General features: G+C 33.4%; 21 protein-coding genes. 15 read left to right on the top strand and 6 right to left on the bottom strand.

Annotated elements, in window-relative coordinates:
* Positions 1–61 precede the first annotated feature (61 nt).
* Entirely contained in the window at positions 62–3,190 is a 3,129-nt protein-coding gene (locus tag ISP02_RS03005; RefSeq protein ID WP_195720193.1) for an efflux RND transporter permease subunit, read from the top strand.
* Positions 3,191–3,305: 115 nt separating this feature from the next.
* Here the strand turns inward: ISP02_RS03005 and mspA are convergent, their stop codons facing one another.
* The gene (gene mspA / locus ISP02_RS03010) at positions 3,306–3,623 is read right to left on the bottom strand and encodes a membrane stabilizing protein MspA (protein ID WP_195720194.1); all 318 of its coding nucleotides are present in this window, start codon (positions 3,621–3,623) and stop codon (positions 3,306–3,308) included.
* A 63-nt stretch (positions 3,624–3,686) separates the two neighbouring features.
* Positions 3,687–3,863 carry an SE1832 family protein gene (locus ISP02_RS03015; protein WP_195720195.1) on the bottom strand — a complete coding sequence of 59 codons (177 nt, stop codon included), beginning with the start codon at positions 3,861–3,863 and terminating at the stop codon, positions 3,687–3,689.
* Positions 3,864–4,003: 140 nt separating this feature from the next.
* Between ISP02_RS03015 and ISP02_RS03020 the strand changes: the two genes are divergently transcribed.
* The gene (locus ISP02_RS03020) at positions 4,004–4,912 is read left to right on the top strand and encodes an AEC family transporter (RefSeq protein WP_195720196.1); all 909 of its coding nucleotides are present in this window, start codon (positions 4,004–4,006) and stop codon (positions 4,910–4,912) included.
* Between the two features lie 432 nt (positions 4,913–5,344).
* On the opposite strand, the gene ISP02_RS03025 is transcribed toward ISP02_RS03020, so the two are convergent.
* From ISP02_RS03025 to ISP02_RS03035, 3 genes are all read right to left on the bottom strand, one after another.
* Complete coding sequence (locus tag ISP02_RS03025) at positions 5,345–6,136, bottom strand: glucose 1-dehydrogenase (protein WP_195720197.1); 792 nt, start codon at positions 6,134–6,136, stop codon at positions 5,345–5,347.
* A gap of 21 nt (positions 6,137–6,157) precedes the next feature.
* Positions 6,158–7,015, bottom strand: coding sequence for a GRP family sugar transporter (locus tag ISP02_RS03030; RefSeq protein WP_195720198.1), 858 nt, complete (start codon positions 7,013–7,015; stop codon positions 6,158–6,160).
* 307 nt (positions 7,016–7,322) lie between these two features.
* Complete coding sequence (locus ISP02_RS03035) at positions 7,323–8,192, bottom strand: GNAT family N-acetyltransferase (protein ID WP_195720199.1); 870 nt, start codon at positions 8,190–8,192, stop codon at positions 7,323–7,325.
* Positions 8,193–8,326: 134 nt separating this feature from the next.
* Here ISP02_RS03035 and ISP02_RS03040 point away from each other — a divergent pair, with 134 nt between their 5' ends.
* Positions 8,327–10,465, top strand: a complete 2,139-nt coding sequence (locus ISP02_RS03040) for a DNA topoisomerase III (RefSeq protein WP_195720200.1) — start codon at positions 8,327–8,329, stop codon at positions 10,463–10,465.
* Positions 10,466–10,577: 112 nt separating this feature from the next.
* Positions 10,578–11,912 (top strand): NCS2 family permease, encoded by a 1,335-nt coding sequence (locus ISP02_RS03045; protein WP_195720201.1) that lies wholly within the window; start codon positions 10,578–10,580, stop codon positions 11,910–11,912.
* A 64-nt stretch (positions 11,913–11,976) separates the two neighbouring features.
* On the opposite strand, the gene ISP02_RS03050 is transcribed toward ISP02_RS03045, so the two are convergent.
* The gene (locus tag ISP02_RS03050; RefSeq protein WP_195720202.1) at positions 11,977–12,366 is read right to left on the bottom strand and encodes a hypothetical protein; all 390 of its coding nucleotides are present in this window, start codon (positions 12,364–12,366) and stop codon (positions 11,977–11,979) included.
* Between the two features lie 358 nt (positions 12,367–12,724).
* On the opposite strand from ISP02_RS03050, the gene rpsJ reads away from it, so the two are divergent.
* The 11 genes from rpsJ to rpsQ all read left to right on the top strand — a co-directional run bounded on the left by rpsJ (position 12,725) and on the right by rpsQ (position 17,848).
* Positions 12,725–13,033 (top strand): 30S ribosomal protein S10, encoded by a 309-nt coding sequence (rpsJ, locus tag ISP02_RS03055; RefSeq protein ID WP_001118667.1) that lies wholly within the window; start codon positions 12,725–12,727, stop codon positions 13,031–13,033.
* 26 nt (positions 13,034–13,059) lie between these two features.
* Positions 13,060–13,722, top strand: coding sequence for a 50S ribosomal protein L3 (gene rplC / locus ISP02_RS03060; RefSeq protein ID WP_195720203.1), 663 nt, complete (start codon positions 13,060–13,062; stop codon positions 13,720–13,722).
* Between the two features lie 26 nt (positions 13,723–13,748).
* The gene (gene rplD / locus ISP02_RS03065) at positions 13,749–14,372 is read left to right on the top strand and encodes a 50S ribosomal protein L4 (RefSeq protein WP_195720204.1); all 624 of its coding nucleotides are present in this window, start codon (positions 13,749–13,751) and stop codon (positions 14,370–14,372) included.
* Positions 14,372–14,647: a 50S ribosomal protein L23 gene (gene rplW, locus ISP02_RS03070; protein WP_195720205.1), complete on the top strand. Its 276-nt coding sequence runs from the start codon at positions 14,372–14,374 to the stop codon at positions 14,645–14,647. The genes rplD and rplW overlap by 1 nt, the downstream gene beginning before the upstream one ends.
* A 30-nt stretch (positions 14,648–14,677) precedes the next feature.
* On the top strand, positions 14,678–15,514 hold the full coding sequence (gene rplB / locus ISP02_RS03075) for a 50S ribosomal protein L2 (RefSeq protein ID WP_195720206.1): 837 nt from the start codon (positions 14,678–14,680) through the stop codon (positions 15,512–15,514).
* 67 nt (positions 15,515–15,581) lie between these two features.
* Complete coding sequence (rpsS, locus tag ISP02_RS03080; RefSeq protein ID WP_002509273.1) at positions 15,582–15,860, top strand: 30S ribosomal protein S19; 279 nt, start codon at positions 15,582–15,584, stop codon at positions 15,858–15,860.
* A 28-nt stretch (positions 15,861–15,888) separates the two neighbouring features.
* On the top strand, positions 15,889–16,242 hold the full coding sequence (rplV, locus tag ISP02_RS03085) for a 50S ribosomal protein L22 (RefSeq protein WP_048792968.1): 354 nt from the start codon (positions 15,889–15,891) through the stop codon (positions 16,240–16,242).
* 24 nt (positions 16,243–16,266) lie between these two features.
* Complete coding sequence (rpsC, locus tag ISP02_RS03090; RefSeq protein ID WP_061853479.1) at positions 16,267–16,923, top strand: 30S ribosomal protein S3; 657 nt, start codon at positions 16,267–16,269, stop codon at positions 16,921–16,923.
* 2 nt (positions 16,924–16,925) lie between these two features.
* Entirely contained in the window at positions 16,926–17,360 is a 435-nt protein-coding gene (gene rplP / locus ISP02_RS03095) for a 50S ribosomal protein L16 (protein ID WP_048792966.1), read from the top strand.
* Positions 17,350–17,559, top strand: a complete 210-nt coding sequence (gene rpmC, locus ISP02_RS03100) for a 50S ribosomal protein L29 (protein WP_002482620.1) — start codon at positions 17,350–17,352, stop codon at positions 17,557–17,559. The genes rplP and rpmC overlap by 11 nt, the downstream gene beginning before the upstream one ends.
* A 25-nt stretch (positions 17,560–17,584) precedes the next feature.
* On the top strand, positions 17,585–17,848 hold the full coding sequence (gene rpsQ, locus ISP02_RS03105; protein WP_002509268.1) for a 30S ribosomal protein S17: 264 nt from the start codon (positions 17,585–17,587) through the stop codon (positions 17,846–17,848).
* The last annotated feature ends 19 nt before the right edge of the window (positions 17,849–17,867 follow it).

A 17,867-nucleotide genomic window follows, 5' to 3' on the forward strand; every position in this document is an offset into this window, starting at 1 on the left:
AATATGGTTAGATTTATGGTAAATTATTATTAAATTCATATTTTGATGGGAGTATAATTAAATGATAAAAAAATTGCTACAGTTTTCACTTGGTAATAAATTTGCTATCTTTCTGATGGTGTTACTAGTGATTCTCGGTGGTGTTTATTCGAGTGTAAAACTGAAACAAGAGTTATTACCGGATGTTGAGCCACCTACGATGACTATTCAAACTTCTATGCCTGGAGCTACACCGACTGCGGTGAAAGATGATATAAGTGATAAAATTGATGATCAAATACGCTCAATGGCAGACGTTAAAGATGTTAGTGCTGAATCTATTCAAAATTCGTCTATGGTCACTGTGAAATATGAAGACGGTACTGATATGAATAAAGCTGAAAACGACTTAAAAAAAGAATTAGATAAAATTAAATTTAAAAGTGGTGTTAAAGAACCTGAAATAACACGTAACACTATGGATGCCTTTCCAATCGTAGCTTATTCTTTTACCAATAAAGAAGATAATTTAAAAGATGCAACTAAAAAAATAAATCAACATTTAATACCTAAACTCCAGCAAGTAAAAGGTGTTCAAAATGCACAGGTTAATGGACAGACTAAACGTGAAGTTTCAATTAAATTTGACGAAGCGAAGCTTAGAAAGAATCATCTAACTGAACAAGATGTCCAGAAATATATTAAAAATGCTACAAGTGAAACACCATTAGGTTTATTCCAATTTGATGATACCGATAAGTCAGTCGTCATTGATGGAAAATATAAATCTGTAGATGCTCTAAAAAATCTAACTATTCCACAACAAGGTGCTGCTAGTGGTGGAAGTAGTGAAGACGGTGGACAACAAGCAAGTAAAATGATGTCGTCTCAATCAAGTGACCAAGATAGTTCATCTTCATCTGTTAAGTTAAAAGATATAGCTGATGTTAATTTAGGTGATACACGGGACAGTATTTCTAAAACGAATGGTAAAGATGCATTAAATGTACAAATTACCAAAGCTCAAGATGCTAATACCGTCCAAGTTGCTGACGATGTACAAGACAAAATTAATGACTTTAAAAAGCAAAATCCTGAAATGGAATCTCATATCGTTATGGATACTGCTAAACCAATTAAAGACTCGTTACACACGATGATAGAGAAGGCGCTATTAGGTACAATAGTGGCAATCATTGTTATTTTATTATTCCTAAGAAACATTAAAATGACAACTATTTCAATCGTATCTATACCATTGTCTATATTAATTGCAATGATTGCACTGAAGTTGTCGAATATATCATTAAACATATTAACACTAGGTGCATTAACTGTAGCTATCGGTAGGGTGATCGATGATTCGATAGTTGTAGTAGAAAATATTTATCGTAGACTTGCAGATAAAAATGAACAATTGGTAAAAGATGATTTAATAACAAGTGCAACAAAAGAAGTGTTTAAACCTATTTTATCTTCTACAATAGTTACAATCATTGTCTTCTTACCATTAGCATTTGTTAGTGGTTCAGTGGGAGAAATGTTTAGACCATTTGCATTGGCAATAACATTTAGTTTATTAGCTTCTTTATTAGTATCAATAACAATTGTACCTGCATTAGGCTCTACATTTTTCAATAAAGGACTTAAACGTAAAAAAGAAAATTCACTTGGCATAATAAGTTCAAATTATAGAAAAGTATTGTCATGGTCGCTAAATCATAAATGGATTATATTGTTATTGAGTACAGCCATTTTAATTGCCAGTATTGTACTTGGTGTTGCTAAGATAGGTACGAGTTATATCTCTACAGGTGATGACAAATATATGGCATTGACTTATACGCCAAAACCTGGTGAAACAGAAGGTAAGGTATTAGACCATGCCGAACAAGTGCAAAAATATTTAAATTCTAAAAATAAAGTTAAAACAGTGCAATATTCCGTTGGGGGGGCTTCTCCTACTGATCCGACAGGTAGTACGAATAGTTTAGCGTTAATGGTTCAATATGATTCAAATACACCAAATTTTGATAAAGAACCCGATAAAGTACTTAAACATATTAGTAAATATGATAGTCCTGGTGAATGGGGCAACCAAGATATGGGTACAGGTGGCAGTAATAATAAAATTGAAATTGATGTTACTGGACCTTCGTTAGCCAAAATCAAAGGTACTGTTAATAAAATTGAAAATAGCATGAAAAAGGAAAATGGTATAGCTAATGTGAAGTCAGATTTATCGCAAACATACGAACAATATAATGTTAAAGTAGATCATGATAAAGCTGCTAAACAAGGTATTACAGCTTCTCAATTAGCAATGACATTAAATCAAAATACCCCTGACCAAACTGTGACCACTGTCAAAGATGGTGGCAAAAATGTTAATGTCAAAATTAAACAAGACAAGGTAACGAATTGGAGTAAATCTAAATTAGAAAATACGAAAGTACCTTCACAAAGTGGCCAGGAAGTTAAACTAAATGATATAGCAAGTTTAGAAAAAACGTCCACGCCAAATAAAATTAAAACTGAAGCCGGTGATTATACATCTACGGTTTCTGGTAAAGTAACGAGTAGTAATGTTGGCGGCGTTTCTCAACAAATGATTTCTAAAGTGAATAAAATGGATAAACCTAATAGTGTGAAAGTCAAAGTTGGTGGTGCTAATGATGACATCGGCAACGCAATCACTCAATTATCTTTAGCGATGTTAGCCGCTATTATTATCGTGTACTTAGTGTTGGTATTAACGTTTAAAGGTGCGTTAGCTCCATTTACAATATTATTCTCACTTCCGTATACAGTTATAGGCGTAGTACTAGCGTTAGTTATTACAGGAGAAACTTTATCAGTGCCAAGTATGATCGGTATGCTAATGCTAATAGGTATTGTTGTTACTAACGCTATCGTACTTATTGATAGAGTGATAAATAACGAGAAATCTGGTATGTCTATGAAAGAGGCATTGATAGAAGCAGGAGGCGTACGTATAAGACCTATACTTATGACTGCTTTAGCAACGATAGGGGCGCTTATTCCGATGTTATTTGGTGAAGATAGTTCTATGTTAATTTCTAAAGGCATGGCTGCGACAGTTATAGGTGGTTTAATTTCTTCTACGATATTAACATTAATCGTAGTACCGGTTATTTATGAAATATTGATGACTATAAAGAATAAAGTAATGCGCAAGTTCAATAGATAATACAAAAAGAGGTCAAAACGTAAGTGTTTTGACCTCCTTTTATGTTGCTATATAATGTGTATGAACATAAATAAACAAGCATCGTTATGGCATAATAAGATGCTTGTTGTATGATTTAGTATAAAATAAGCGTTAAAATAATATATATAACCATTAAAATGATCGTGACTATATTTAAGATATTAACGGCTTTTGAATCTTGCTTATTATATTTAAATGCAGTTATTTCAACATTTCCAATAAGAAGTAGAAGAATAACGAACACCCACCAGTTTACTGCAGCAAAGGATAATGTAGTCAATGCGACTACTAATATTAATAAGATAGCCATAATAATTCTTAAAATTTTAGTAAAGATAGTATTCATTTTATAGATGCTTATATAACTAACAATTAAATAAAGAAGTGGTAATAAGATAAGATAAAGTTGCATGATTTAACATCCTTTCGAAGTTCGTTCTAATCTTAGCATGAATGTAATATTCTGACTAGAATGCTAATTTTTAGATTGTTTATTTATTTCTGAACGGACTGAAGCAATTTCTTCTTCAATTTTTGCTAGTTGACGGTGTAGAGGATCGATATCTTGATTTAAAGATTCTCTTTTTTCAAGATCGTTTTGTAATCTTACATAATCATCTTTAAGTTCCATTAATTTAGAATTTAAATCCATACTGATTCTCCTTATTTATAAATAAAAAATATTTAATAATATTAATTAAATTATAACATGAAATTGATAGCTTCTAAAATAACAAGTAAGTATGTTATAGTATGAAAATGTAATGAAAACGGAATGAAAGAAGGATTACTGTGACGCAACAATTTATTATTATTATTTTACTAATAGCACTAGGTTATATATTGAAGCGGCTTAACTACTTTAAAGCTAACGATAGTCAGATTTTTGCAACATTGGTATTGAATATCACACTTCCTTCTTTAGTTATTGTTAATTTAAATAAAGCGGATTTAGATATTTCATTATCTATATTGCCTATCATGATGATATGTTTTGGTATTATTTCTAAAATTATTGTTATCTGGTGCTTTCTGAATAAAGATAATCAAATCAGGGGTACAATGGGGATGATGACGGCATCATTAAACATCGGTTTATTTGCTTACCCACTTGTTGCGACGATATGGCCTGAAAAAGGTATGATTTATTTTGGTATGGCTGATATAGGTGGGGCCATTATAATGTTTGGTGTTACTTATTTCGTAGGTAGTTATTTTAGTAATGGGGCAGACAATTTTGATTTTAAATATTTAGGTAAAAATATTGTAAAGTCAGTACCATTAATGACGTACATTATTATGTTTATTCTAAATTTATCTAATATTCATTTTCCTTCGCCAGTTATTAGTTTCTTCTCAACGTTATCTAAAGCGAATATGCCACTATCAATGATTTTATTAGGATTAATGTTGAGTTTTAAAATTGAACAACGTTATTTACCTCTTGTTGCTAAGTATTTAGGTCTGCATTATGGTATTGCATTAATAGCTGGTTTAATAGTTCATTATTTGTTACCAGTACATGATGAAATGATCAAAACGACATTGCAAGTTGCATGGTTGTTACCAGTTGGTGTGTCTGTGATTCCGTATGCGATTCAATTTAAATATAAAACATTGCCAATTATTGGCATGGTTACCAACTTAACAATAGTGATTAGTATAATAATATTGTATGTGTATCAGGCAATTTTTGTATAAAATTAAGGGTCAATAGCTTTAATATGAAATGCGAATCTATATGGGTTCGCATTTTTTGTTTATTTAAAAATGTGTTTTGAATAGTGATTTACTATAAGAAATACTCGAGACACTTATTATTCTGTCAGGAGTCTTGCTCAAAATATAAAATCTTCTAGTCTTTAGGGATTAATTTTGAACTATAGCAGGCATGTAATAATTTAAACAAGTGGTTATATGTATTAAATAAATGAACTGTGCTTTTTTAGGGGTATGGTTTTCTTATTTTCATGTAGCAAATAGATGTGCTGTTTATTTATAAGTCTTTACAATAAATCTATTTTAATGTAAATATTACGATTACATATAAAAAAACAGATGAAACACTTATAGATTCAAGTGTTTCATCTGCCTAGTGAAGCTGAGAATTATAATATTAAAGTAAGATTATATTTAACCTTTACCGCCCATAAATGCAGGGTAGTTAGTCATACCACCATCTACATAAATAGTAGTTCCGTGAATATAGTCAGAGAATTCAGAAGCTAAGAATAGTGCTACATTAGCTACTTGATTAGCTTCTCCGATTTCTTTAGCTGGAATCATTTCTAAAGTTTCAGCACGTGTAGTTGGATCTGAGAATTTTTCGCGTGTATGTTCTGTAACAATAGCTCCCGGTGAAATATTATTGATGCGAATACCATATTGTGCATATTCCATTGACATTGTTTCCATCATTAATTTTAAGCCGCCTTTACTTGCTGCGTAGTTAACGTAGTTTGGCCATGGAATTGTGTCATGCACACTAGAAGTGTTAATTATAACACCTTTTTTGTCTTCATTTAAGAAATGGTTAACTGCTGCTTTAGCGCCCATGAAAGCACCAGTTAAGTTGATATCGATTACTTTTTGCCATTCTGCTACTGACATTTCATGAGTTGGGATAGGTTTTTCGAAACCTGCGTTATTCATCATAACATCAACTGTACCGAATTCATTGATAGCCGTTTGTACAAGGTTATTAACGTCATCTTCAGCTGATACATCACCCTGAACTTTAATTGCTTGTCCGCCAGCATTTTCAATTAATTTAATAGTTTTATTTACATCTTCTATATGCTGTTTACTTAAATAGTTCATGACTACTTTTGCTTTACATTTACCAAATTCTTCTGAGAAAGCTTTACCTAAACCGCTTCCTGCACCAGTGATTATGACTACTTTATTTTCTAAATCTTTAAACATTCCATTGTCCTCCTTAAATTGTTAAGCTTTTAAATTTCCTAAAATAAAGGCAGCAACAATGATTAATATAATACCTGACCATATGCCAATCATTTGACGTCTGTCTTTACGTTCACCTAATAAATAAATACCACCTAATGTAGATACGATAACGAGTAATTGTGAAAATGAGAAACTTGTAGCTACGCCGACTCTAGGTTGAGAGTAGAACATAAATAAGTTACCAATGCCCCATACGACACCTGGTATTAAATTTAAAGTAGTACTCTTAATTGAAGTCTCATGTTTCATAGATAAGATAAAGCCACCGATTGCCATACCTATTGATTGGAAGAATAATGCGCTTGTGCCATCGACGCCGAAAATTTGAGCTACAACGACATAAACAACATAACCAACCGTTGAAATTAATAGGATAACCATTGCTTTACCAAATTTACTATTACTTCCAGTTGCTTCGTTTTTACCTTTTAATGATGTTAAAGCAATACCGATAACTAATAAAATCATGGCTAATAAGCCTAAAATAACTTGTGTTCCAGTACTCCATTCACCTAAGAAAACAGCACTAAATAATGTTGTACCTACTAACTGCATACCAGTTGAAATAGGCATTGTTTTAGAAACACCAATTAAATTAACTGACTTCAATTGGTAACCTTGTCCTAATGCCCAGAATACACCTGATATTAACCCTACTACAATAACGATGGGGTGATCGAATTGCGCTTGTCCCGATAATAGTAAAATAACGCCTATAATTAACGTCCCTAAAGTAGTACCTCTAATTTGGTTAAAAGGTCCTCCGCCGACTAATACGTTAATTAATACTACACTACCCCAAAATATTGCAGGCAGTAAGGCTATTAAAAAATCCATATTACTACTCACTTCTCTCTCTAATATTTTTATGTGGGAGCTATATATTTAAAATAGCTACAACTAAATATAATAAATTAAATTAATAAGCTAGTAAATCAAACCGGATTCATTTTTTTGTGTGAAAGCGTTTTTATTTTATTTTGTTTTAATTAAAAGCAACTTATAACATTAAAGTAGTTACTTCAAGTAAATATATTTATATAATGAAAACAAAAAGAACTCAGTATGCGTAATAATAAGCAACTAAGTTCCATGTATATAAAGATAGGTGATCACAAGTATATAGAATATGTCGTTTTGCTCTCTACTGGTAAGCTTTGACGAACTTGTATTTTTTAAATTCGTGGTTAACATTAAAACCAAGTTCATTAAAACGCTCTACAAGTTTATTATTCTTACTTCTGATTTTAAAGTAGATTTTTTTAACATCATAGTTTTGGAATGCAAAGTGAAGTACATATTTCAGTAACTCAAATGCAATACCCTTAAAACGATAATCTGCGTGTGACGCAAAATATTTAATCTCTGCAGTTTGATGGTTTTTGGACACTTGTAAATAGACATAACCTTTTAATAAACCTTCTGACATAAAGGTGAATAAGTGGTTATTTTCTTGTAGAGAATTTATGATTTCACTAGAAGTCATAACGTCATGCGTAAATGTATTATTATGTAATTTGTTAAAAGAACGGTAATATGCAGGATGATATTCCGTAATATTTTGTGAAGTGCCAATTTCACCCACATCGGTAGAAGTTTCTAAATAATAATCTGTAAAACTGTACGAAGCACCAATCGTTTTCATGGGTAAGTAAAAGTATTGCTGTGAGTTTTCAAATGAAAAATTAAAATTAGTACTATCAGGTTGATCATTTGTCATTGCTTTAAAAAGCCTGTTGAAATCTTCAATACTATATTGAGTATTGGGATTGATTAAAGGCCCAATGACTTTATATTTATTGGTTTCATATGGGAAAGCCAATAACATCATTGTCATTTGATCTTCCGAATTTTGAAGTGCATATACCCCGGGGTTATCAATAACGTCGTTAAGGAATGCGTCGAATTGGCTGTGAGCTTGAGGTAGTTTATACAAATAAGATGCCATTTCATAATTTGCAGATTCTATAAAAGAGTTGATTTGATTGATATCATTAACGTTAACTATAGTCATGAAATACCTCCTTGTTATTAAAAACAGTTGCCAGTATTTATTTTAATTATATGTATTTTTTACATTAAATGAAAGTTAAGATGTGCTGGATACATGTTACAATAACTATATTATACATTTGAAAGGGCGTAATTATGAAATCTTTAATTTTAGCTGAGAAGCCCTCAGTAGGGAAAGATATTGCCAATGCTTTAAATATTAATACAAAACGCAATGGTTATTTTGAAAATAATAACTACATTGTAACATGGGCATTAGGGCATTTAGTAACGAATGCAACTCCTGAGCAATACGATAAATATTATAAAGAGTGGAAATTAGCTGATTTACCTATCATACCCAATAAAATGAAAACAGTGGTAATTAGTAAAACTAAAAAGCAATTTCAAACAGTGCAAGGACTTTTACAAAGAAACGAAGTTCAGAATATTATTATAGCTACTGATGCTGGAAGAGAAGGAGAATTAGTTGCGCGGTTAATATTAGATAAAGCACATAATAAAAAACCTATCAAAAGATTGTGGATCAGTTCCGTAACGAAAAAAGCGATTATAGATGGATTTAAAAAGTTAAAAGATGGGCGTCAGTTTAATCATCTATACGAAGCAGCTTTAGCTCGTAGTGAAGCGGATTGGGTTGTGGGGATTAATGCCACAAGAGCTTTAACTACAAAATATGATGCGCAATTATCTTTAGGACGAGTACAAACTCCGACCATTAAATTAGTAGAAATGAGACAGTCAGAAATAAATAATTTTACTCCTGAAACTTATTATACTTTGAATATCAACGTAGATGGATTGCAATGTCAATGTATTACACCGCAACAATCAAGCACAAAAGAAGTCTACGAAAACGCAGTTAACAGCATAAAAGGTCACTCTGCAATAGTAAATTCAATCAATAGAAAGAGCAAAAAAGCCTTTCCCCCTAAATTATTTAATTTAACTGACTTACAACAAGAAGCTTACAAACGTTATCATTATGGTCCTAAAGAAACACTTAATACATTACAACAACTATACGAACGACATAAATTAGTTACCTATCCACGTACGGATGCAAATTATTTAACTGACGATATGGTAAGTACGATTAAAGATAGATTGAGAGCATTAATGGCCACAGAATATAAAGCTTTTGCTAAGGCACAAATGAGTCAAAGTTATAGTGCGAACGACCATTATATAAATAATAATAAAGTTTCTGATCACCATGCGATAATTCCAACTGAAGTTAGACCCAATATAGAAGCGTTATCGCTTAAAGAACAAAAAATTTATATGATAATAGCACAAAGATTTTTAGCTAATTTAATGCCTCCCCAAGAATATGAAGCTATTGAATTAGAATTAGTTATTAATGATTATAAATTTGTTTATAAAGATAAAATCTCTACAAAACTAGGGTTTAAAGCGTTATTTAATAGTGAAGAAAAACCATTCATTTTAGGTTCTAAATGGCAGCAAGGTGCTAATATAAATGTAAGTAATGTAAATATTAACGAACATGAAACCACACCACCGTCTTATTTTAATGAAGGTTCATTATTGAAAGCTATGGAGAGTCCACAAAAGTTTTTCAAATTTAATAATCATAAACATAATAAAACTTTAAAAGAAGCAGGTGGCATCGGGACAGTAGCGACAAGAGCAGACATTATAGAAAAGCTATTTAACATGAACGCCATTGAATCAAGAGAAGGTAAAATAAAAGTAACTTCTAAAGGACAACAAATATTAGAATTAGCGCCTGAACAACTTACTTCTCCATTATTGACAGCACAGTGGGAAGACAAATTAATGATGATAGAGCAAGGAAAATATGATTCACGAAAATTTATGGACGAAATTAAATCATTTACTGATAAAATTATAACTACTATAAAAAATAGTGAACAAAAATATAAGCATGATAATCTTACTACTACAGAATGCCCAACTTGTGGCAAGTTTATGTTAAAAGTAAATACTAAAAATGGATCGATGTTAGTTTGTCAAGATCCAAACTGTAAAACTAAAAAGAACGTACAATCAAAAACAAACGCGCGTTGTCCTAATTGTCATAAGAAAATGACTCGTTTTGGTACTAATAAAGACGCAGTATACAGATGTGTTTGTGGTCACACTGAGACTCAAATACAAATGGATAAACGTTATAAAAGTAAAAAAACTGAAAAGGTCTCTAAAAAAGACATGAAAAAATATCTTAATAATGATGAGGGTGTTGAAAATAACCCGTTCCAAGATGCTTTGAAAGGCTTAAAATTTTAACTTATTTCGAACTTAAACCAAAAAAAAGTAATAAAAGTTCGGATTTGCTATTGTGTTTTAAGGAGTTGGATATTAAAATATTAAGGTATTTTAATAAAAGGGAGACTTAACTGTGAAAAAATACTTTAAGTTTAAAGAGCATAACACAAATTTTAAAAAAGAAATTTTAGGTGGATTAACTACATTTTTATCTATGGCTTATATTTTAGCCGTTAATCCACAAGTGTTAAGTTTAGCAGGTGTTAATGGCGCTACATCAAATATGAAGATGGACCAAGGCGCTATCTTTGTTGCGACGGCATTGGCTGCATTTGTAGGTTCATTATTTATGGGATTAATAGCTAGGTATCCAATTGCTTTGGCACCGGGAATGGGCTTAAATGCCTTTTTCGCTTTTACCGTTGTGCTAACGATGGGAATACCTTGGCAAATTGGATTAACGGGCGTGCTCTTTTCTGGTATATTCTTTGCTATTTTAACTATGACCGGGTTACGAGAAACGATAATAAATGCCATACCAAATCAAATGAAATTGGCTGTTTCAGCAGGTATCGGTTTATTTATAACGTTTGTAGGCCTACAAAGTTCAGGAATCATTGTTAAGAACAATTCAACATTAGTTACATTAGGTCATATTACTGACGGTACTGTATTGCTTACTATATTTGGCATTATAATAACGGTAGTGATGTATGTTAAAAAAGTACCAGGTGCTATTTTTATTGGTATGATTTTGACTTCGGTTTTGGGGATGTGTACAGGCTTAATACATACACCATCAGGAGTCGTTGGTAAAATTCCTAGTATTTCACCAACTTTTGGAGCTGCTTTTGAGGCATTTAAAGATCCAGGACAATTATTCACTGTACAATTTTTAATAGTAATTTTAACTTTCTTATTTATCGATTTCTTCGATACCGCGGGTACGCTTGTCGCCGTTGCAACACAAGCGGGCATTATGAAAGATAATAAATTGCCACGTGCAGGTAGAGCTTTGTTCTCAGATTCATTAGCAACAATTGTAGGTGCAATATTTGGTACTACAACTACTACTTCATATATTGAATCGACAGCGGGTGTTGCCGTTGGAGCAAGGACAGGATTTGCTAGTATAATAACAGGGTTTTGTTTCTTGCTCGCAATTTTCTTCAGCCCACTTATTGAGGTTGTCACTAGTGCTGTAACAACCCCGGCATTAGTCGTAGTTGGTGTGCTAATGGCTGCTAATTTTGCCGAAATAGAATGGAAAAAATTTGAAGTAGCTGTACCAGCATTTATCACAATAATAATGATGCCATTATCATATTCTATTGCCACGGGAATTGCATGTGGATTCGTCTTTTATCCTATTACAATGTTAATTTCTAAAAGACATAAAGAAGTACATCCAATGATGTATGGCTTAATGGTATTATTCATTCTTTACTTTATATTTGTTCACGGTTAAAAAACACCGGTCAACGCATAAATTATGCATTGACCGGTGTTTTTGTAAACCAATTGATAGAAAGCTATTGATTTTTGTTACGTCTATCTTCTGTATATATAACTTTTGCATTTTTGTTTGGCACGTAAATCGGTGATGACAGTATAATAAGAAGAAAGAATAATAATAGAAAGAAAAGTATCCAGTGTACAATCATGCCGATAAACGGAATGAAAGCTATTATGGAGCCGATAATACCTAATAATGGAATAACTGACATTGGTTTAATTGCATTTTGTCTATCTACTATTAAAATAATTATCATTACTAAATATAAAAACATATTTACGAATAAGGGTTGCCAACTAAGACCTAATATAAAACTTCCACCTAGGAAGGGGATACCATAAAATAATTCGCTTAATAATAAAACGATACTCAATACGATTAATATATTTCTAATTCCGGATTTCATTTATAATCACCACCTAACACATACAATTATATAACAAGTTAAAGTACATTTATATTAATTTGAAATTAGCAAAATAATATTAAAGGGTATCAATTTAAGTAATTTCTTAAAAAAGGTTGAAGAACATAGTAATTTCAAGTACAATGTCAAAGTATGTGTTAGACAAAAAGTGAAAAGTTTTATAGAAAAGCTTGATAAATCAGTGCTTTTCGTGTAACATATCTAATGTTGGACTTTAAGGAAATGCGATGAAGCGAAAGGTTACTGACACACCCGGCCGCTTTGCCATGGCGCTGTGTAAGATAGTTTTCGTGGAGAAGTCTATCACTTAAATGTAGACGAATAAGGAGGGAAAATTATGGCAAAACAAAAAATCAGAATCAGATTAAAAGCTTATGATCACAGAGTAATCGATCAATCAGCTGAGAAAATTGTTGAAACTGCGAAACGTTCTGGAGCAGATGTTTCTGGACCGATCCCATTACCAACAGAAAAATCAGTTTACACGATTATCCGTGCTGTACATAAGTACAAAGATTCTCGTGAACAATTCGAACAACGTACACATAAACGTTTGATTGATATTGTTAACCCAACACCAAAAACAGTTGATGCTCTTATGGGCTTAAACTTACCATCTGGTGTAGACATCGAAATTAAATTATAATAGAAAAATTAGGAGGTGGACTTTCGATGACCAAAGGAATCTTAGGAAGAAAAATCGGGATGACACAAGTGTTCGGAGAGAACGGTGAATTAATCCCAGTAACTGTAGTAGAAGCAGGCCAAAACGTTGTATTACAAAAGAAAACTGAAGAAGTTGATGGATACAACGCAATTCAAGTAGGCTTTGAAGATAAAAAAGCTTACAAGAAAAATAGTAAAACTAATAAATATGCTAGCAAACCAGCTGAAGGTCATGCTAAAAAAGCTGACACAGCACCTAAGCGCTTCATTCGTGAATTCAGAAACGTTAACGTTGATGAATACGAAGTAGGTCAAGAAGTCTCAGTTGATAAATTTGGAACTGGCGACATCATTGATGTTACAGGCGTATCTAAAGGTAAAGGTTTCCAAGGCGCAATTAAACGTCATGGACAAGCACGTGGACCAATGGCTCACGGTTCTCATTTCCACAGAGCACCAGGTTCAATAGGTATGGCTTCAGACGCATCAAGAGTGTTCAAAGGTCAAAAAATGCCAGGACGTATGGGTGGAAATACTGTTACAGTACAAAACTTAGAAGTCGTTCAAGTAGACACTGATAATAATGTAATTTTAGTAAAAGGTAACGTACCTGGACCTAAAAAAGGATTATTAGAAATCTCAACTTCAATAAAACAAGGTAATAAATAATAAATCACGAAAGGAGGAAAAGCATAATGGCTAATTATGATGTATTAAAAGTAGACGGAACTAAATCAGGTTCAGTTGAATTAAATGATGCAGTTTTTGCAATTGAACCAAACAAAGACGTTCTATTTGAAGCAATCACTTTACAACGTGCTTCATTACGCCAAGGTACTCATGCTGTTAAGAATCGTTCAGCAGTACGTGGTGGTGGACGTAAACCATGGAGACAAAAAGGTACTGGACGTGCGCGTCAAGGTACAATTCGTGCGCCACAATGGCGCGGTGGTGGTATCGTATTCGGACCAACACCTAGAAGTTATGCTTATAAAATGCCTAAGAAAATGCGTCGTTTAGCTTTACGTTCAGCATTATCTTATAAAGTTCAAGAAAGTGCTTTAACAGTTGTAGATGCGTTCCAATTAGACGCACCAAAAACTAAAGAATTTAAAGTTGCGCTTTCTAACTTAAAACAACCTAAAAAAGTATTAGTAGTTACAGATTCAGAAGATGTAAATGTTGAATTATCAGCTCGTAACATCCCTGGAGTTCAAGTTTCTACAGCTCAAGGGTTAAACGTATTAGACATAACAAGCGCTGACAGTGTAGTAATTACAGAATCAGCTGCTAAAAAAGTTGAGGAGGTGCTCGGATAATGGAAGCAAGAGACGTTCTTAAGCGCCCCGTAATTACTGAAAAATCATCAGCTGCTATGGCTGAAGATAAATATACTTTCGACGTAGATACTCGTGCTAACAAAACACAAGTTAAAATCGCAGTTGAAGAAATCTTTGATGTAAAAGTTGATAATGTTAACATCATCAACTACAAACCTAAGAAAAAACGTATGGGCCGTTACCAAGGCTATACAAAAAAAAGACGCGTAGCAATAGTGAAATTAAAAGAAGGATCTATCGATCTATTCAACTAAAATAAATTACCAATAAGGAGGTAAGCGACAATGGCTCTAAAAAAATATAAGCCAATTACAAATGGTCGTCGTAATATGACTACGTTAGATTTCGCTGAAATCACGAAAACTACACCTGAAAAGTCATTATTACAACCGCTACCGAAAAAAGCGGGACGTAACAACCAAGGTAAATTGACAGTTCGCCACCACGGTGGAGGACACAAACGTCAATACCGTGTTATTGATTTTAAACGTAATAAAGATGGAATTGCTGCTAAAGTTGATTCAATCCAATACGATCCAAACCGTTCAGCTAACATTGCTTTACTAATATATGCTGATGGTGAAAAACGTTACATCATTGCTCCTAAAAACCTACAAGTAGGTCAAGTATTAGAGAGTGGTGAATCTGCGGATATTAAAGTAGGTAACTCTTTACCACTTCAATTCATCCCAGTTGGTACAGTAATTCATAATATAGAGTTAAAACCTGGTAAAGGTGGACAACTTGCTCGTTCTGCTGGTGCAAGTGCTCAAGTACTTGGTAAAGAAGGTAAATATGTATTAATCAGATTGAGATCTGGTGAAGTTCGTATGATTCTTTCTACTTGCCGTGCTACGATTGGTCAAGTTGGTAACATCCAACATGAACTTGTAAACGTTGGTAAAGCAGGACGCTCAAGATGGAAAGGCGTTCGCCCAACTGTTCGTGGTTCTGTAATGAACCCTAACGATCACCCACACGGTGGTGGTGAAGGTCGTGCTCCTATCGGTAGACCATCTCCAATGTCACCATGGGGTAAACCTACGCTTGGTAAGAAAACACGTCGTGGTAAGAAATCATCAGATAAACTTATTGTACGTGGACGTAAGAAGAAAAAATAATAACAACAACTTATTGGAGTGTGCGGCTTAACCGCTGCACGCGCTAAATAAGAAGGGAGGCGCCACAATGGCTCGTAGTATTAAAAAAGGACCTTTCGTCGATGATCATTTAATGAAAAAAGTCGAAGCTCAAGGCGAAAGCGAAAAAAAACAAGTAATAAAAACTTGGTCACGTCGTTCAACTGTATTCCCTAACTTCATCGGTCACACTTTCGCAGTATACGATGGACGTAAACATGTACCTGTATTCGTTACAGAAGATATGGTTGGTCACAAATTAGGTGAATTCGCTCCAACTCGTACATTCAAAGGACACGCTGCTGACGACAAAAAAACAAGAAGATAATTTCTAACAAGTAGAGGAGGAAATCCGAATGGAAGCAAAAGCGGTTGCTAGAACAATAAGAATCGCACCTCGTAAAGTTAGATTGGTATTAGATCTAATCAGAGGTAAAAACGCTGGAGAAGCTATTGCTATTTTAAAATTAACTAACAAAGCTTCATCACCAGTTGTTGAAAAATTACTAATGTCCGCTTTAGCAAATGCTGAACATAACTATGACATGAATACTGATGAATTAGTTGTTAAAGAAGCTTATGCTAATGAAGGACCAACATTAAAACGTTTCCGTCCACGTGCACAAGGCCGTGCAAGTGCGATTAACAAACGAACAAGCCACATTACAATCGTCGTAAGTGACGGTAAAGAAGAAGCTAAAGAAGCTTAATAAATTATTTAAGGAGGGAATACTGTGGGTCAAAAAATTAATCCAATCGGACTTCGTGTCGGTGTAATCCGTGACTGGGAAGCTAAATGGTACGCAGAAAAAGACTTCGCATCACTTTTACATGAAGACTTAAAAATCCGTAAATTTATTGATAACGCATTAAAAGAAGCATCAGTTTCTCACGTTGATATTGAACGTGCTGCTAACCGTATCAACATCGCTATTCATACTGGTAAGCCTGGAATGGTCATTGGTAAAGGCGGTTCAGAAATTGAAAAGCTTCGTAATAAGTTAAATACATTAACAGACAAAAAAGTACACATTAACGTAATTGAAATTAAAAAGGTTGATTTAGATGCTAAATTAGTAGCTGAAAATATCGCACGTCAATTAGAAAACCGTGCTTCATTCCGTCGTGTACAAAAACAAGCAATCACTAGAGCTATGAAACTTGGTGCTAAAGGTATCAAAACTCAAGTATCTGGTCGTCTAGGCGGTGCAGACATCGCTCGTGCTGAACAATATTCAGAAGGAACTGTTCCACTTCATACATTACGTGCTGACATTGGTTACGCACATGCAGAAGCTGACACTACTTACGGTAAATTAGGTGTCAAAGTATGGATTTATCGTGGAGAAGTTCTTCCTACTACTAAGAACACTAGTGAAGGAGGAAAATAATAATGTTACTACCAAAACGTGTAAAATATCGTCGTCAACATCGTCCTAAAACAACTGGTCGTTCTAAAGGCGGTAATTATGTAACATTTGGTGAGTATGGTTTACAAGCAACTACAACGTCTTGGATCACATCTCGTCAAATCGAATCAGCTCGTATTGCTATGACACGTTACATGAAACGTGGCGGGAAAGTTTGGATTAAAATCTTCCCACATACACCATATACTAAAAAACCTTTAGAAGTACGTATGGGTGCCGGTAAAGGTGCTGTTGAAGGCTGGGTTGCAGTAGCAAAACCAGGTAGAATTTTATTTGAAATCGCAGGCGTTAACGAAGAAGTTGCGCGTGAAGCATTACGTTTAGCAAGTCACAAACTTCCTGTTAAGACTAAGTTTGTAAAACGTGAAGAATTGGGTGGTGAAACAAATGAAAGCTAAGGAAATTAGAGACTTAACCACTTCAGAAATCGAAGAACAAATTAAATCTTCAAAAGAAGAGCTTTTTAACCTACGCTTTCAGTTAGCTACAGGTCAATTAGAGGAAACTGCACGTATTCGCACAGTAAGAAAAACGATTGCACGTCTAAAAACTGTTGCTCGTGAAAGAGAAATTGAACAAGGTAAAGCTAATCAATAATTAATCGAAAGAGGAGGTTACAAAAGTGAGCGAAAGAAATGATCGTAAAGTTTATGTAGGTAGAGTCGTTTCAGATAAAATGGACAAAACTGTAACTGTACTTGTTGAAACATACAAAACACACAAATTGTACGGTAAACGAGTAAAATACTCTAAAAAATACAAAACTCATGATGAAAACAACTCAGCTAAGTTAGGGGACATCGTTAAGATTCAAGAAACTCGTCCTTTATCAGCTTCTAAACGTTTCCGTTTAGTTGAAATTGTTGAAGAATCAGTAATCATATAATACACAATATAGATAAAGG

Source organism: Staphylococcus durrellii (assembly GCF_015594545.1).
Taxonomy (GTDB): domain Bacteria; phylum Bacillota; class Bacilli; order Staphylococcales; family Staphylococcaceae; genus Staphylococcus; species Staphylococcus durrellii.

What these genes read in the sequence shown, in the direction of transcription:
- ISP02_RS03005 (WP_195720193.1), top strand. Translation starts at nt 62, where the DNA reads ATGATAAAAAAATTGCTACAGTTTTCACTTGGTAATAAATTTGCTATC.
- mspA (WP_195720194.1), bottom strand. Translation starts at nt 3,623, where the DNA reads ATGCAACTTTATCTTATCTTATTACCACTTCTTTATTTAATTGTTAGT.
- ISP02_RS03015 (WP_195720195.1), bottom strand. Translation starts at nt 3,863, where the DNA reads ATGGATTTAAATTCTAAATTAATGGAACTTAAAGATGATTATGTAAGA.
- ISP02_RS03025 (WP_195720197.1), bottom strand. Translation starts at nt 6,136, where the DNA reads ATGTTTAAAGATTTAGAAAATAAAGTAGTCATAATCACTGGTGCAGGA.
- ISP02_RS03030 (WP_195720198.1), bottom strand. Translation starts at nt 7,015, where the DNA reads ATGGATTTTTTAATAGCCTTACTGCCTGCAATATTTTGGGGTAGTGTA.
- ISP02_RS03035 (WP_195720199.1), bottom strand. Translation starts at nt 8,192, where the DNA reads ATGACTATAGTTAACGTTAATGATATCAATCAAATCAACTCTTTTATA.
- ISP02_RS03040 (WP_195720200.1), top strand. Translation starts at nt 8,327, where the DNA reads ATGAAATCTTTAATTTTAGCTGAGAAGCCCTCAGTAGGGAAAGATATT.
- ISP02_RS03050 (WP_195720202.1), bottom strand. Translation starts at nt 12,366, where the DNA reads ATGAAATCCGGAATTAGAAATATATTAATCGTATTGAGTATCGTTTTA.
- rpsJ (WP_001118667.1), top strand. Translation starts at nt 12,725, where the DNA reads ATGGCAAAACAAAAAATCAGAATCAGATTAAAAGCTTATGATCACAGA.
- rplC (WP_195720203.1), top strand. Translation starts at nt 13,060, where the DNA reads ATGACCAAAGGAATCTTAGGAAGAAAAATCGGGATGACACAAGTGTTC.
- rplD (WP_195720204.1), top strand. Translation starts at nt 13,749, where the DNA reads ATGGCTAATTATGATGTATTAAAAGTAGACGGAACTAAATCAGGTTCA.
- rplW (WP_195720205.1), top strand. Translation starts at nt 14,372, where the DNA reads ATGGAAGCAAGAGACGTTCTTAAGCGCCCCGTAATTACTGAAAAATCA.
- rplB (WP_195720206.1), top strand. Translation starts at nt 14,678, where the DNA reads ATGGCTCTAAAAAAATATAAGCCAATTACAAATGGTCGTCGTAATATG.
- rpsS (WP_002509273.1), top strand. Translation starts at nt 15,582, where the DNA reads ATGGCTCGTAGTATTAAAAAAGGACCTTTCGTCGATGATCATTTAATG.
- rplV (WP_048792968.1), top strand. Translation starts at nt 15,889, where the DNA reads ATGGAAGCAAAAGCGGTTGCTAGAACAATAAGAATCGCACCTCGTAAA.
- rplP (WP_048792966.1), top strand. Translation starts at nt 16,926, where the DNA reads ATGTTACTACCAAAACGTGTAAAATATCGTCGTCAACATCGTCCTAAA.
- rpmC (WP_002482620.1), top strand. Translation starts at nt 17,350, where the DNA reads ATGAAAGCTAAGGAAATTAGAGACTTAACCACTTCAGAAATCGAAGAA.